The organism is Halomonas sp. OfavH-34-E (assembly GCF_024124525.1).
In the GTDB taxonomy this organism is placed as follows: Bacteria; Pseudomonadota; Gammaproteobacteria; order Pseudomonadales; family Halomonadaceae; genus Halomonas; species Halomonas litopenaei.
Genome location: NZ_JAMXRY010000057.1, coordinates 18,356 through 32,549 on the forward strand (window position 1 = coordinate 18,356; position 14,194 = coordinate 32,549).

The window sequence follows — 14,194 nt, forward strand, 5'->3', positions numbered from 1 at the left end:
GGATTAGCCCTCCCAGGCACGAAATGTCTGACGCTGGCGGCCCAGGCCGTCGATCTCCACCTCGACCACGTCGCCCGGCTTGAGGTAGTCGAAGCGCCCCGAGACCGCTACCCCTTCGGGGGTTCCGGTAGAGATGACGTCGCCGGGCTCGAGCTGCATGTACTGCGACAGATCACGCACGATCTCGGCGCAGCCGAAGATCATGTCCGAGGTGCGGGAGTCCTGGCGTGGCTCGCCGTTGACCCAGGAGCGCAGGCCCACATCGGCGGGATCGAAGGCGTCGGCGGTCACGATCCAGGGGCCCAGTGGCATATAGCCCGGGCTGCACTTGCCCTTGCTCCACTGGCCGCCGGAGACCTCGAGCTGGAACTTGCGCTCCGACAGGTCGTTGGCGAGCACATAGCCTCCGATATGACTGGCCGCTTCCTCCAGCGAGTCGCAGTAGCTGGCGGTGCTGCCGATCACGATGGCAAGCTCGACCTCCCAGTCGGTCTTTTCCGAACCGCGCGCGATGGTGACGGTATCGTCGGGGCCGGCGACGGTGTTGGGCGTCTTGAAGAAGACGATGGGTTGCTTCGGCGGCTCGGCGCCGGACTCGGCGGCGTGGGCGGCGTAGTTCTGACCGATACAGATCACCGAGCCCACCGCCGCCACCGGCGAGCCGTGGCGAACCTCGTCGGCAAGCTCGACGGCGGTCAGCCGTCCGGCGTCCAGCAGCTGGCGAAGACGCGCCACGCCGTTGTCCTTCCAGAAGCCTGGCCCGAAGTCGCCCACCGGCGAGGCGTCGTAGAGCACGCCCTCGACCTCGACCAGCGGCATCTCGTTACCCATCGTTCCACGGCGCAACAGCTTCATGTGTTCTCCTTCAGCAGGCCTCGCGCCTGCAGTTCGTTCCAGAAGGCCTCGGGGATATCGCACGAGGCCAATGCATGATTTCGCTTCACCTGCTCAGGCGAGCGCATTCCGGCCATGACGTTGACCACGGCGGGGTGGCGCCACGGGAAGGCAAGCGCCGCCGCCGGCAGGCTGACGCCGTGGGCTCGCGCCACCGCGGCGAGTTCGCGGGCACGTTCGAGCACCGCCTCTGGTGCCTGGCCGTACTCGTACCAGGCGTCGGCGGGAGGCTCGTCACGCGCCAGCAGGCCCGAATTGAAGGCGCCGACGGCGACGACACCGACCTGACGTTCCAGGCAGGCGGTCATCAGTCCTGTCTGTTCCTGCTCCAGCAGGGTGTAGCGACCGGCCAGCATGATCAGGTCAGGCCTGGCCTGGTCGACGAAGCGCTTGAGCATGCCGGCGTCCTTTGAGCCCACGCCCCAGGCCGCGATCCTGCCCTGCTCGCGCAGGCGTTCGAGCTCGGGGACGGCCCCTGTCAGGGCTTCCTCGAAGCGATCCGTGGGCTCTTCCGGGTCATGGATCCAGAGGATGTCCACCGACGCCATGTCGAGGCGCGCAAGCGAGGCCTCCAGGCTCTGCCTGACGCCATCGGCGGTGTAGTCACGTCGCCGGGTCAGGTCATCGGCCACGTGGAAGCCGTTGGCCTCGTCGCTGCCCTGCGGGGCAGGGTTGGGCTCCAGCAGGCGCCCCACCTTGGTGGAGATGACGTAGTCGTCCGGCGAACGGCCCTTGAGCGCCTTGCCCAAGCGCTGCTCGGACAGCCCGAGCCCGTAGTGCGGGGCAGTGTCGTAAAACCGCAGCCCCAGCTCCCAGGCGGTGTCCACGGCGGCCAGGCAGTCCTGTTCGGGGGTGACCTTGCCCATGTTGCCGAACTGCGCCGCACCGACGCCGAGGCCTTCGAAGGCACGGCGCAGCTTGGGTGGCAGACGGCTGGCGATCGGCGATGTCGTCATCGGGCATCTCTCCTGTGATAGATGTTCAAGGCGTTGTCCTCGGCAACGGCCTGGCGCTTTTCTGCGGGCACCCGCGCCAGCACCCGCTCGCACCAGTCCTTCGGGTCCTGACTGATCGGGCTGTCGCTGCCGAGCAGGCAGCGCTCGGCACCGAAGGTCTCGAGGGCGACGTCGACGATGTCCGCGGCGTGGCGCTCGAGTTCGTCGGCGTCGCGGCACTCCGCCGGCAGCCCGGACAGCTTGCAGTGGACCCTGTCGAGTTCGGCCAGGCGCGCCAGATTGCGCTTCCAGGCGTCTCGCACGACGCCATCACGCGGGTTCGGCTTGCCCATATGGTCGAGCACCACCGTCAGCTCCGGCACCTGCTCGAGCAACGCCAGCAGGCGCGGCAGCTCTCGGTCCCTGACGCAGGCATCGAAGGGCAGGCCCCAGTCGGCCAGACGCTTCAGGCCCTCGACCAGGGCGGTCGAATCAAACAGCTCGCGGTCCTGCAGCAGGCGTCTGACGCCGACCACCTGGGGCACCTCGGCCAGACTCGCCAGCGCCCGCTCGGCCTGGGGAAGCTCCAGCGCGACGCTCGCCACCACGCCGTGAACCCGCGGGTTCTGCTCGGCCAGCGAGATCAGCCAGGCGGCTTCCTCGGCGGGGTCCGGGGCGTCGGCCTCGACCAGCACGTAGCGGCGGTCCTGGCCATCGGGAATCGGTGCCCTGGCGGGCAGGCCCGCATCGGCGAGCCAGGGAATCCGTACCGCACCGGTATCCCAGACGTGAAGGTGGGTATCGATCATCACGGAACGCCTATCGTCAGCAGAAAGTTGGAGTAGGGGCGGCACTCGCCGGTGGCCACCACCAGGCACACCTCTGGGCCGCGGCAGGCGTCATAGAAGGCCCAGCGATCCAGGCTCGACCAGGCGATCTGCTGGCCTCCCCCATGGCGGTGGTCGGCCAGCCGCTGGCGGCACTCGACCACCGATTCCGAGGCGCCGCCCTCGGCGTCGGCCATGTAGGTGACCTCTTCCACGAACACCGCCTGGGCCAGCGTCTCCATCACCGACAGCACCGGCACCATGCCCTCGCACAGGTTGAGGTAGACCCGGCTCGCCGCTGGCGGCGCACCGGTCGAATGCGGATAGAGCGCGTCGGCCACCAGCACCCTGGCGCCATGACCGGCGGCGGCCAGGCCCTTGAGCAAGGGCGGATTGAGCAATGGGCCGCGGATCATGCCGGCACCGCCTGGCGCCGACGGGTCCACTCGGTGCCGTTCGGCCAGGCCCAGGCCGCCAGCGTCTCGGCCTTGATCTCGGCGGAATACCCCGGCTCACGCGGCAATGTATAGGCGCCATCTCGCACGACGCAGGGGTCGACGAAGTGTTCGTGCAGGTGATCGACGAATTCGGCCACCCGACCGTCCACGGGCCCCGACACCGCGATGTGGTCGATCATCACCAAATGATTGACCAGCTCGCACAGCCCCACCCCGCCGGCGTGGGGGCAGACGGGCTTGCCGAACTTCCTGGCCATCAGCAGCACCGGGATGATCTCGTTGACGCTGGCAAGACGGCAGGAGTCGATCTGCACGTAGTCGACCGCGCCGGCCTGCAGCAACTGCTTGAACAGCACCCGATTCATGCCGTGCTCGCCGGTGGCGACGCCGATGCCGAGCGGGCGCACGCCATCGCCGATGCTGCGGTGCCCCAGCACGTCATCCGGGCTGGTGGGCTCCTCGATCCACAAAAGGTCGTGATGGGAAAGCGCCTCGACCCGCTCGATGGCCTCGGGCACCTCCCAGATCTGGTTGGCGTCGATCATCAGCGCCACGTCGGGGCCGATCACCGAGCGGGCGATCCCCAGGCGACGCTCGTCGTCCTCGGGATTGGCGCCGACCTTGAGCTTGATATGGCGGTAGCCCTCGTCCATCGCTTCCCGGCACAGGCGGGCCAGCTTCTCGTCCGAATAGCCGAGCCACCCCGCCGAGGTGGTGTAGCAGGGAAAGCCCTGCTCGCTCAGCTCGGCGATGCGCTCCTGTTGGAAGGGCCGCTGTTCCTTGAGCATCGCCACCGCTTCCTCGGCGCTCAGCACGTCACCCAGGTAGCTGAGATCCAACTGCTCGACGAGCACCTCCGGCTCCATCTCGCAGACCAGACGCCACAGCGGCACTCCCGCATGCCGGGCGGCCAGGTCCCAGACGGCGTTCATCACCGCCGCCCGCGCCAGGTGCACCACCCCCTTGTCCGGGCCCAGCCAGCGAAGCTGCGAATCCGCGGCCAGTTCACGATAGATCGCCCCCGGGAACCGGCAGACCTCGGCCGCGTCCCGGCCGACCAGCGGCTGGGCGAGGGCCTCCATGGCCTGCAGGCAGATCTCGTTGCCGCGACCGATGGTGAAGGTGAAGCCGCACCCATAGAGCGCGCGGTCATCGGTGACCAGCCTGAGATAGGCCGCCGAGTAGTCGGCGTCCTTGTTGACCGCGTCGGAGCCGTCGCTGCTGTCCGAGGTGGGAAAACGCAGATCCACCAGTTCGATTGAGGTGATGACGGACACGTATCGTCCTCCAGATTCATCAGATGTATTAAAGTGCTGCCGAAGTTTTCGATAGAATGGCGGGATTCGATCACCCCTTCCGAGCCGGAGCCCCTGCCATGACGCCGCCGCCCCCGTCCGACAGCGACCAACGCCGCCCCTCCCAGTACGAGGTGGTGGTGCAAGGCATCCAGGAGATGATCGTCTCCGGTGAAATCGCTTCCGGCGACCGCCTGCCTGTCGAGTCGATCCTCGCCACCCGCTTCGCTGTCTCGCGCAGCTCGCTGCGTGAAGGGGTCAGGGCGCTGGTCGCCATGGGCATCCTCGAGACCCGCCAGGGCTCCGGCACCACCGTCACCTCGCTGGACCCGGGGCTGCTGCTGAAGCCCCTGGAGTTCTGGGCGGGCATCCAGGCCGGGACCTCGTCCCGCGACCTGCACAATGTGCGCCAGGCGCTGGAGGTGGAGGCCGCGGCGGTGGCGGCGCTGCGCCGAACCGACGAGGACATCGAGCGCCTGAAGGCCGTACTGGCCGAGGCCGAGCCCGCCATCCAGGCGCTGGACCACGAAGGCGCCATGGCCGCCGACCTGGAGTTCCACCTCAGCCTGGCGAGGATTTCCCGTAACCCCGTGCTGGTCGCCCTGCTCGAGGCACTGTCGCGGCCGACCCTGCGGATGCGGCTGTGGCAATCGATCCACCTCGGCGGTCGTATCGCCATCACCCACCAGGAGCACCTGGCCATCCTCAATGCCGTCGTCGCCGGCGACCCCAGGGGCGCCCATGCCGCCATGCAGACTCACCTCGCTCAGGTCGCCGTGGTGCTGCGGGACACCCCCGATTCGCGTTAAGGCGCTGCCAGTTCAAGAGACGCCAGCTCAGGCCAGATCACCCTCGTTGCTGGTCTCGGGCCGCGGATGACGCTGCACATAGATACCGAAGGCCACGATCACCGCGAAGCACACGGCCACCACCAGGTAGCTGGTCTGGGCCGAGGTGATATCGATCAGCCAGCCCTGGGCCAGCGGCACCAGGGCGCCACCGACGATCGCCATCACCAGGCCGGCGGCGCCGTACTTGGTGTCCTGCCCCAGCCCTTCCAGCGAGATGCCGTAGATGGTGGGGAACAGCAGCGAGATACAGGCGCTCAGCAGCACCAGGGCCACCGCCCCGATCAGGTTGCCGCTGAACACCGCCACCAGCGACAGCGCGACGCCGAGCACGCACATCCCGGTCATCAGCTTGCGCGGGTCCACCCGACCCATGACCCCGACCATGACGAAGCGCGACACCAGGAAGACCAGCAAGGAGGCCTGCAGCCAGTAGCCGGCCTCTTCACTGCCGACGCCCAGCGCCTCGGTCACGTAGTGGATGGTGAAGGTCCAGGTGCAGGTCTGGGCGGCCACGTTGAAGAACTGCGCCACCACCCCGAAGGCGTAGCGACGGTTACGCACCAGCCGCCCGAGACGACTCCCCGACAGCGCCACCGTCTCGCTCTTGCGGTCCGCCATCAGCGCCTCGTGGCGCGGCACCCGCACCATGGCGATGGCGATCGCGATCACCACATAGACCAGCGCCAGGGTGATGTAGGGGCCCATCACCGCCTGCAATTCCGCCGACTGCATCTCGGTCAGCGCCTCCTGGGTCAGCGAGGCGCGCTGCTCGGCGGTGGCCGGATTGACGTGGGGCAGGATAAACACCGCGGCCAGCAACACCCCCAGGTTCGACCCCACCGGGTTGAAGGACTGGGCGAAATTCAGCCGCCGAGTGGCGTTCTCGCGCGGGCCCATCGCCATCACGTAGGGGTTGGCCGAGGTTTCGAGGATCGACAGCCCGGCCGCCAGGGTGAACAGCGCCACCAGGAACATCGAGTAGGTCATCATCTGGGAGGCCGGCATGAACAGAAGCCCCCCGGTGGCCGCCAGCAGGAGGCCGATCAGCACGCCACCCTTGTAGCCCAGGCGCGAATTGATCCAGGCCGCCGGGATCGCCAGGGCAAAATAGGCGCCGTAGTAGGCGAACTGCACCAGCGACGCCTGCAGCGCGCTCATCGAGAACACCGAGCCGAACACCGACACCAGGGGGTCGGTCAGATTGCCGGCGAGACCCCAGGCGGCAAAGCAGGTGACGATCAGCACAAAGGGCAAGGTCATGCCCCTGTGCAGAAAAGAGGACTTTTCCGGCGCCGACTGTTGCTCAGCCGCCGCGGTAGAGGATGCATCCACAAGTGACTCCTTGAATGTATTTGTATGCGGTTATCGAGACAATTGATCAGATGAATTTAGCTAGTGAGGGAGAAGCTAGTTGAGGAGCCACGTGAATACAAGGAATGAGAGATAAGACAAACGTCTTAGTGGATGCGGAAGAGATTATTGCAATCAACTGTTTTTGTTGATTTTTTGTCGCTACAATGTGGAGTATAAAAAGTTCAAGACAGAAGCAGCACCAGGGGTGCCAGGCGAATGGCTTAGGCGTCGCCCACTGACCTTTGCGAAAGATAGATACGATGAATAGCTCAGCCCGGCTGGCTATTGTTATGGGGGGAGAAGGAGGAGAGAAAGGGGAGAGGCGAGAGGGGAGTGGGGAGAAAGGAAAGAGAAAAGACAGGAGCGTGAGAAGACAGGGCCTGAGAAGAGAGAGCGAGATGAAGAGAGGCGAAAAGAGGAAGTGAGCGTGCAGAAGGAAGACAGAGGATAGACAAAGGGTTGAGAGATGGAAGAGAAGCAGGGATGCGGAGGCGTCACGCTGGGACGGGAAAAGGCTCGAGGAGCGCAGGCACTTTTCAGGCAAGTCGCAATGCCAGCTCCGCCTGCCCCACCAAGGCCTGCCGATGGATTTCGAGCAGATGGCGGCAGTCCTCGCCCATGGCGTCCTGCATACCCGTCGCCTCAAAGCGCTCGATTAACTCACTCGCCCAGGCCACCACCTCCTGATATCGGGCAAGCGCGTCCAACAGGGCCTCGTCGGAGACAGCCTCCACGGCGCCTTCGACCAGGACACCATCGACCAGGACATCCTGCGAAACGCTTAACGAGTTGAGGCTATTCATCCGTAACTCCTGGGGCCAAGACAGCTGTTGATGGGGGGGCCTGTGACCGAGACTGCCGTGACCGGGCCTGCCGTTGCCGAGATAGCCGCAACAAGGTTGGCCGGGCCTATAAATGCCGACAGGCGCCAGAGGCGCCTGTCGGGGTTGGGCCGCAAAGGCGCGACCCGCGAAGGAGCACGTCAGCCGAGGGCTGACAACCCTCCTAGCCTTAGCCCAGCAGAGACAGCACGGACTGCGGCACCTGGTTGGCCTGGGCCAGCACGGAGGTACCGGCCTGCTGCAGGATCTGGGCGCGGGTCATATTGGCCACTTCTGTTGCATAGTCAGCGTCTTCGATACGCGAACGAGCGGCAGACAGGTTGGTCTCGGTGGTGCTAAGGTTGGTGATAGCAGAGTCGAAACGGTTCTGTATGGCACCTAGGTCGGAACGAAGAGCATCAACTTTGCTAAGTGCATCGTCGAGAGTCTCCATCGGATCTAGGGTTTTCCCATTTAATTCGTTGGTCACAGCTGCGCCAAGCGTCACAGATACGTCACCGCTCGCAGAAGCAGTACCTGTAGACGTAACGTTATAGTAGCTTACAGTCCCGTCTCCAGCTTCTACTCGCGCGAACTTGTCTGTACCATCAGTTAACAGAGAGATATCTTGGTTTCCGATAGTAAGCCCAGAAGTCCCCGCATTGAAGGAAAATGATGTACCTTTATCGCCAGCAGCAGAAGCCAGGTCACCAGTAACTTCATTGCCAAGGGTGATAGTTAGGTTATCGCTCGCATCCACAGAAGTTGAAATTTCGAAAACCTTACCATCAGCGCTGTTTGCAACGCCAATGGCGTAATTCTTGCCATCGTACTGGCGAATTTGGAAGTCATTCTCGGTTAAGTCTGCACCGAGTGAGTCTGTAATTGTACGCGTGCCACCAGTTGCTGTTGAGTCAATGTTTACATCTGTAAGAGGATCTGAGGCGTTAGCCTGCATGTCAGCCTTAGTGAAGCTAACGGCAGCCGAGGAAAATTGACCATCGCCTGCGGAAAGTTCTGATAGCGTTGATGTAATATCAAAGTTATCCAGGCTAAGCGTATTCTGATTGATAGTTTCTAGATCAATAGATATGGCTTCACCATCATTAGCTCCCACTTGAATGGAAATCGGTGAAATCCCTTCGGACAGTACCTTTACGCCATTGAAATCTGTCTCTTCCGAAATTCGGTTAATTTCATTAAGACGCTGGCCGATTTCGTTCTGGATAGATTCAAGGTCAGAATCAGAATTGGTTCCGTTCTGGGCTTGAACGCTCAGCTCACGGATACGCTGCAGGTTGTCATTAACCTGGTTCAGCGCGCCTTCAGCGGTCTGGGCGACAGAGATACCGTCATTGGCGTTACGCTGTGCAGTAGCCAGACCGGTGATACTGGAAGACATGCGGTTGGCGATGGCCTGGCCGGCGGCGTCGTCCTTGGCGCTGTTGATGCGCAGGCCGGAGGACAGGCGCTCCATGGAGGTGGTCAGGGCGCTCTTGGACGCGTTGAGGTTCTGCTGACCAATCATGGAAGTGATATTGGTATTGATCACGGACATGGTGTCATCCTTCCTTAAAGAGTTGGGCTCCATTGGCGGACCGTCTTGGCCTGCCGCAACGGCGCCGTTGGCCGTTACCCTCTTTATCGGTGGCTCGCCGAAAAGCTTTAGCCCTAGCCCGCAAATTTCTTTGGAAGGCTCTTACCAGGGCTCTTGCCTGGGCTCTTCCTGGACTCTTGCCAGGGCTCTGGCTTGACCGCCTGCTGGGCCACCAGCGGCTGCTTTTCACCGGGTCTGCGCCGGTTCTTTACCAGGGCTGCGCCCACTTTTCATCAGGTCTGCATCAGGCCTGCGCCTGCACGTACCGGGTATTCACACGCTCTTTACCGGCTCTTTACCCGCCTTCCATCGGGTCTGTGATTGTTCTGCATGCTTTCCCGTGCCTTCTTTGTGCCTATTCGCTGACGCATCTTCTCTACGGTTGTCCCCCTCGCGCCCTTACTGGACGCTGACTCTGGTGGTGGATGCTGACATCAGGGGCTAGCACTCGTGGGTGATTGAGGTATGTTGAAGACTGTTTTGGTGCCATTTCGAGCAAACGCGTCCAGGGATACCGGACCGATCGTCCAAAGGCGCCTTTGCCTCGGGCGGTAGACGCACCACGGTGGCCGCTATCAACGCTGTCGCCTGCCATGCTGTGAGGATGGCGAGTCTTCGTCATAGCGTCGGAAGGACAAGGAAATGAGCGCCCGGAAGCAGGGTCGCCAAGGGGGTCGTGGGTAGGATGCCGTTTAGACTGCGCGATGTGGCGGAAGATGCCTGGCTGCTGATGGCCTCCAGCGGACTGCTGATGGTCGGCGCTGCGGGTCTCGCCGCCTGGTTGATCCACCCGGTGGAACAGCCGCTGCTGGTCCCCGATGTGGCGCTGGCAAGCCTCGCTGGCGGCGGCGGCGTTCTGCTGCAGGTACTGCGCAGACCGCGTGGCCGCAGCGTCTGCGGCCTGATGATGCTGCTGCTGGCGCTGTACGCCATCGTCCATGACCTGGTCGCCAGCGGCCCTGCCGACGTGCAGTCGCTGCTGACCGGCGGTCCGCGCATGACCAGCTGGGCGGGCCTGGCGATGCTGCCGGGCTGCGTGGCCCTGATGATCGGGGTGGAGCATCGCCAGGGCCCCTTCTGGTGGCGGTTGTCGGGGGGGCTGCTGCTGCTGATCGGCGCGATCTTTACCGTCTGGCTGGTGATTCCTGGCCAGGCACCCAAAGTCTGGGAGGTGACCCGCAGTACCTCGCCCATGGCGGTGTGTCTGCTCTACCTGATCGCCGGCCCGGCCTCGCTGGTGGCGGCCTCACGCCCGCCCAACCGCCCGCTGCACCTGCAACGCGCCAGCATCGCGGTGGCCTGTGCCGGGGTACTGCTCAGCAGCCTGGCCTGGCTGTCGCTCAACCATGTGCGCCAGAGCCACGTCCAGCGGGACGCCGCCAATACCCTGACCAACATCGAAGAGCGCACACGCGGTCAGATGGCGCTACACCAGCGCTGGCTCGACCGCCTGGCCAACCGTGCCGGCGAGCAGACGACCGACGCCAATACCCTGGCCGACGTCATCACCTTCTATCTGCGAGACGTACAAAGCCTCGAGAGCCTGGCGCTGTATCGCGGCGACCAGCGGCTATGGCTGCGCTCACGGCGTGCTCAGGACAGCGTCTGCCGCTTGAGCGAGGCACTGCCCAGGCCGGCCCGCGGGGAACTACAGCTCGAGTTGCCCGACAACCCGCTGGCGACGTCGGCACGCATGGTCAGGGCCCTGGACGATGACGACCTACGCCTGGTCGCCTGCATCGATCTGCCCGGCACCCTGGCCCCCAGCAACCACAGCGTTGCCGACCGCACCCTGCTGGCCATCACCGACAGCCAGGGTGTCTGGTGGTGCGGTTTCGGCGAAGACACCTGGGAGGTCAAGGACCCGACCCTTCCCAGACTGGCCGAGAACACTCTGGAGCTGGACGGCCGCACCCTGTCCCTGCGTGCACTGCCAGGCCCGGACAGTGACTGGTGGCTGGCGGGTAGCCTGCCGGCGCTGATCACCCTGATCGGGTTGATCATGTCCTACAGCCTGGCCATCAGCCTGTCGTTGATGCGCACCCTGCTGTGGCAGACCCAGAGCCTGGTGGCCGCCCAGGACCAGCTCGAAAGCTACCAGGGCATCCAGTCGATGATCGCCCGAGAGGCGCCACTGAGCGAGACCCTGGAGGCCTGCTGCAGACTGTTCGAGGGCCACCTCCCCAATGCCATCGCCACCGTGTTGACCCTGGACCCCGGCGGCGAGACCCTGAGCCTGACCGCGGGCCACAGCCTGCCATCGGAGATGGCACCGCTGCTCGCCAGAACCCCGGTGGGCGGCACCTTCGGCACCTGGGCCAGCGCCGCCGCGGCGAGGGCCCCCCGGGCCAGCGACGACATCACCGAGGACCCGGCCTGCGCCGGCGTGCACCCGCGCCTGCGCGACGGCGAGTTGATGGCCTGCTGGGCCTATCCGGTCGTCGCCAGCGATGAACGTCTGCTGGGGGTGGTCAGCCTGTTCTTTCGACACATGCCGGCACAGCAGGCCGAGCCCAGCAGGCGTATCGAGCGCTGCCTGGAGCTGGTCGCCCTGGCGGTGGAGCGCGACCAGGACCGCCAGGCGCTGTTCCAGAGCGAGCAGCGCTACCGTTCGCTGTTCACCTACAACCCCGACGCCATCTACTCCCTCGACCACGAAGGCATCTTCGTCGCCGCCAACACCACCTGCTCGACCCTCACCGGGGTCCCCCTGGGTGACATCCTGGGGCGGCACTACGAAGTCTTCGTCAAGGAATCGGATCGCTCCTGGGTGCGCGACGCGGTGCGCAAGACGCTCAAGGGCGAGGTCACCCGCTACACCCTGCCCATCACTACTCCGCTGGGCAGGCGGGTAATGGACATCACCAACCTGCCGATCATCATCGACGGCGACATCAGTGGAACCTTCGGCATCGCCAAGGACGTGACCGAGCGCCACGCCCAGGAGACCCAGCTGCGCATCCTGCAGCGCAGCGTCGAGGCCAGCATCAATGGCATCGTGATCGCCGATGCGCGCTCGCCGGAGCTGCCGATCATCTACGCCAACCCGGCCTTCATGCGCATGACCGGCTATCCGGAGGAAGAAGTGCTGGGGCGCAACTGTCGCTTCCTGCAGGGTGAGGAGAGCGATCCACAGGTGGTGGCACGTATTCGCCGCCAGCTGGCAAACCACAGCGAAGTCCGCGCCACCCTGCTCAACTACCGCAAGAACGGCGAGGCCTTCTGGAACGACCTCTACATCTCGCCGGTGATGGACACCGATGGCGAGGTCTCTCACTTCGTCGGCGTCCAGCACGACATCTCCGAGCACAAGGCCTACGAGGAAAGCCTGGCCTACCATGCCAGCCACGACGCCCTGACGGGCCTGGCCAATCGCGCCCTGTTCGAGGATCGTCTGCGCCACGATTTCGCCCTGGCCAAGCGCCAGTCCCACCACCTTGGCGTGCTGTTCATCGACCTGGACGAGTTCAAGCCGATCAATGACAGCCTCGGCCACGACGTCGGCGACAAGGTGTTGATCCAGGTCGCCCAGCGGCTCACCGAGGCGCTCAGGCCCGGGGATACCGTGGCCCGCTTCGGCGGCGACGAGTTCGTGGTGCTGCTTCCGGACCTCGACGAGCCCGAGCAGGCGGTGACCCTGGCCGAACGTCTGCTGCCGAAGGTGGCCCAGGCCTACCGGGTCGGCGAGCATGAGCTGCACGTTACCGCCAGCATCGGGGTAGCGGTGTCCAGCGACGTCACCATCGAACCGATGCAGTTGCTGCAGCAGTCCGACATGGCCATGTACCAGGCCAAGCACCAGGGACGCAATGCGCTGCAGCACTTCAGCCAGGACATCACCTGGGGGGTAAACGAGCGGGTGGCGATGCGCCATGATCTGCAGGCCGCCATCGACGGTGACCAGCTACGCCTGCACTACCAGCCGGTGTTCGACAACCACCGGGCGATCATCGGGGTCGAGGCGCTGCTGCGCTGGGAGCACCCGGTACGCGGCCAGGTGCCGCCCCAGGACTTTATCGCCCTGGCCGAGGAGACCGGCCAGGTCATCGCCATCAACCACTGGGTGCTGACCCGCGCCTGCAGCGACCTGCAGCTCCTCAACGAGGCCGGCCTCGAGGGCCTGGCGGTGGCGGTCAACCTGTCGCCGCTGCAGTTCCGCCGGGCCAACTTCCTCGAGACCGTACGCGACACCCTGAACCAGACCGGGATCGAGGCCCACCAGCTCACCCTCGAGCTGACCGAGGGCATCCTGATGCACGACACCCCGAACGCCATCGAGACGCTGCAGTCGCTGCGCGACATGGGTGTCGAGGTGGCCATCGACGACTTCGGCACCGGCTTCTCGAGCCTTGGCTACCTCAAGCACCTGCCGGTCAGCACGGTGAAGATCGATCGCACCTTCGTCCAGGGACTGCCGGACAACCAGGAGGATGGCGCCATCCTCCAGGGGATCATCGCCATGGCCCACCACCTGGAACTGATGGTGGTGGCCGAAGGCATCGAGCACGAGGCCCAGCACGAGTTCCTGCTGCAGCATCACTGCGACGCCTTCCAGGGCTTCCACCTGGCCCACCCCATGCCCTTCGAGCGCTTGACCCGCTTTCTCGGCGAGCATCGCCTGGCCAGCCAGCGCGACGCCATCGACCGCTCGCGGCGCAAGCGTCACTCCCAGGCCTGACAACGCTTGATCGGTGTCACGCCCCCGCCGAGTGTCTAGCCTGAACAAGGTTGTCAGCCTAAAGATCCGGCACCTTCGGCCGATACTCCGAGACAACGTATGCCAGATGTCGTCGAGGAGTCCCGCTGGTGCCGGACCAACAAGAATTCGAGGAAGTACGCGCCCCCCAGGAAATCGCCAGGCTGCTGGACTGCTTGAGCGGCCCCCAGGGGGCCGCACTGGCGTGGGAGGAAGGCAATGGAACGCCGACACCGGTGCTGCTGATGGAGATTGCTCCGGGGGAGTCCATCACCCTGGACATCACCGCGGTGGAGGGGCTTCACCGCCAGCTTAAGCAGGGCAAATCCTTTCGTCTGGTCGGCTACTGCGATGGCATGATCACCCGCACTCCGGCGATCACGGCCGCCGACGGCTAGGTGACCACGGCGCCGAGCGAGGCAGCGCTGTCGCGGGAAGCCAGCCGCTCGCACGGCCAGGGCGTGCCG

General features: G+C 64.7%; 12 protein-coding genes. 4 read left to right on the forward strand and 8 right to left on the reverse strand.

Translation table 11 applies throughout. The features are described from left to right. Positions 1-3 precede the first annotated feature (3 nt). Genes NH448_RS19685 through NH448_RS19705 form a run of 5 tightly spaced genes read right to left on the reverse strand, consistent with a single transcriptional unit; the run spans position 4 to position 4,391 of the window. Complete coding sequence (locus NH448_RS19685) at positions 4-855, reverse strand: fumarylacetoacetate hydrolase family protein (protein WP_253029275.1); 852 nt, start codon at positions 853-855, stop codon at positions 4-6. Further along, on the reverse strand, positions 852-1,850 hold the full coding sequence (locus NH448_RS19690; protein WP_253029276.1) for an aldo/keto reductase: 999 nt from the start codon (positions 1,848-1,850) through the stop codon (positions 852-854). Before NH448_RS19690 ends, NH448_RS19685 begins: the two co-directional genes overlap by 4 nt. Further along, positions 1,847-2,638: an amidohydrolase family protein gene (locus NH448_RS19695; protein ID WP_253029277.1), complete on the reverse strand. Its 792-nt coding sequence runs from the start codon at positions 2,636-2,638 to the stop codon at positions 1,847-1,849. Before NH448_RS19695 ends, NH448_RS19690 begins: the two co-directional genes overlap by 4 nt. Then, complete coding sequence (locus tag NH448_RS19700; protein WP_213230172.1) at positions 2,638-3,072, reverse strand: RbsD/FucU family protein; 435 nt, start codon at positions 3,070-3,072, stop codon at positions 2,638-2,640. Before NH448_RS19700 ends, NH448_RS19695 begins: the two co-directional genes overlap by 1 nt. After that, positions 3,069-4,391 (reverse strand): L-fuconate dehydratase, encoded by a 1,323-nt coding sequence (locus NH448_RS19705; protein WP_253029278.1) that lies wholly within the window; start codon positions 4,389-4,391, stop codon positions 3,069-3,071. Before NH448_RS19705 ends, NH448_RS19700 begins: the two co-directional genes overlap by 4 nt. Positions 4,392-4,489: 98 nt before the next feature. Between NH448_RS19705 and NH448_RS19710 the strand changes: the two genes are divergently transcribed. Further along, positions 4,490-5,218 (forward strand): FadR/GntR family transcriptional regulator, encoded by a 729-nt coding sequence (locus tag NH448_RS19710; protein WP_162816418.1) that lies wholly within the window; start codon positions 4,490-4,492, stop codon positions 5,216-5,218. Between the two features lie 27 nt (positions 5,219-5,245). On the opposite strand, the gene fucP is transcribed toward NH448_RS19710, so the two are convergent. Beyond that, positions 5,246-6,592 carry an L-fucose:H+ symporter permease gene (fucP, locus tag NH448_RS19715; RefSeq protein WP_253029279.1) on the reverse strand — a complete coding sequence of 449 codons (1,347 nt, stop codon included), beginning with the start codon at positions 6,590-6,592 and terminating at the stop codon, positions 5,246-5,248. A gap of 281 nt (positions 6,593-6,873) precedes the next feature. Here fucP and NH448_RS19720 point away from each other — a divergent pair, with 281 nt between their 5' ends. Next, the gene (locus NH448_RS19720; RefSeq protein WP_253029280.1) at positions 6,874-7,038 is read left to right on the forward strand and encodes a hypothetical protein; all 165 of its coding nucleotides are present in this window, start codon (positions 6,874-6,876) and stop codon (positions 7,036-7,038) included. A gap of 111 nt (positions 7,039-7,149) precedes the next feature. Here NH448_RS19720 and NH448_RS19725 read toward each other — a convergent pair whose 3' ends face one another. Then, positions 7,150-7,416, reverse strand: coding sequence for a hypothetical protein (locus NH448_RS19725; RefSeq protein ID WP_253029281.1), 267 nt, complete (start codon positions 7,414-7,416; stop codon positions 7,150-7,152). A 208-nt stretch (positions 7,417-7,624) separates the two neighbouring features. Beyond that, complete coding sequence (locus NH448_RS19730; RefSeq protein ID WP_290442885.1) at positions 7,625-8,992, reverse strand: FliC/FljB family flagellin; 1,368 nt, start codon at positions 8,990-8,992, stop codon at positions 7,625-7,627. A 724-nt stretch (positions 8,993-9,716) separates the two neighbouring features. Here NH448_RS19730 and NH448_RS23570 point away from each other — a divergent pair. Both NH448_RS23570 and NH448_RS19750 read left to right on the forward strand, forming a co-directional pair. Then, entirely contained in the window at positions 9,717-13,709 is a 3,993-nt protein-coding gene (locus NH448_RS23570; protein WP_290442886.1) for an EAL domain-containing protein, read from the forward strand. Between the two features lie 128 nt (positions 13,710-13,837). Further along, positions 13,838-14,125: a hypothetical protein gene (locus tag NH448_RS19750; RefSeq protein ID WP_253029282.1), complete on the forward strand. Its 288-nt coding sequence runs from the start codon at positions 13,838-13,840 to the stop codon at positions 14,123-14,125. Positions 14,126-14,194 lie beyond the last annotated feature (69 nt).

Excerpts from the sequence above, each read along its gene's own strand:
- NH448_RS23570 (WP_290442886.1), top strand. The coding sequence starts at position 9,717 with ATGCCGTTTAGACTGCGCGATGTGGCGGAAGATGCCTGGCTGCTGATG.
- NH448_RS19720 (WP_253029280.1), top strand. The coding sequence starts at position 6,874 with ATGAATAGCTCAGCCCGGCTGGCTATTGTTATGGGGGGAGAAGGAGGA.
- NH448_RS19725 (WP_253029281.1), bottom strand. The coding sequence starts at position 7,416 with ATGAATAGCCTCAACTCGTTAAGCGTTTCGCAGGATGTCCTGGTCGAT.
- NH448_RS19730 (WP_290442885.1), bottom strand. The coding sequence starts at position 8,992 with ATGTCCGTGATCAATACCAATATCACTTCCATGATTGGTCAGCAGAAC.
- NH448_RS19690 (WP_253029276.1), bottom strand. The coding sequence starts at position 1,850 with ATGACGACATCGCCGATCGCCAGCCGTCTGCCACCCAAGCTGCGCCGT.
- NH448_RS19700 (WP_213230172.1), bottom strand. The coding sequence starts at position 3,072 with ATGATCCGCGGCCCATTGCTCAATCCGCCCTTGCTCAAGGGCCTGGCC.
- NH448_RS19710 (WP_162816418.1), top strand. The coding sequence starts at position 4,490 with ATGACGCCGCCGCCCCCGTCCGACAGCGACCAACGCCGCCCCTCCCAG.
- NH448_RS19685 (WP_253029275.1), bottom strand. The coding sequence starts at position 855 with ATGAAGCTGTTGCGCCGTGGAACGATGGGTAACGAGATGCCGCTGGTC.
- NH448_RS19695 (WP_253029277.1), bottom strand. The coding sequence starts at position 2,638 with ATGATCGATACCCACCTTCACGTCTGGGATACCGGTGCGGTACGGATT.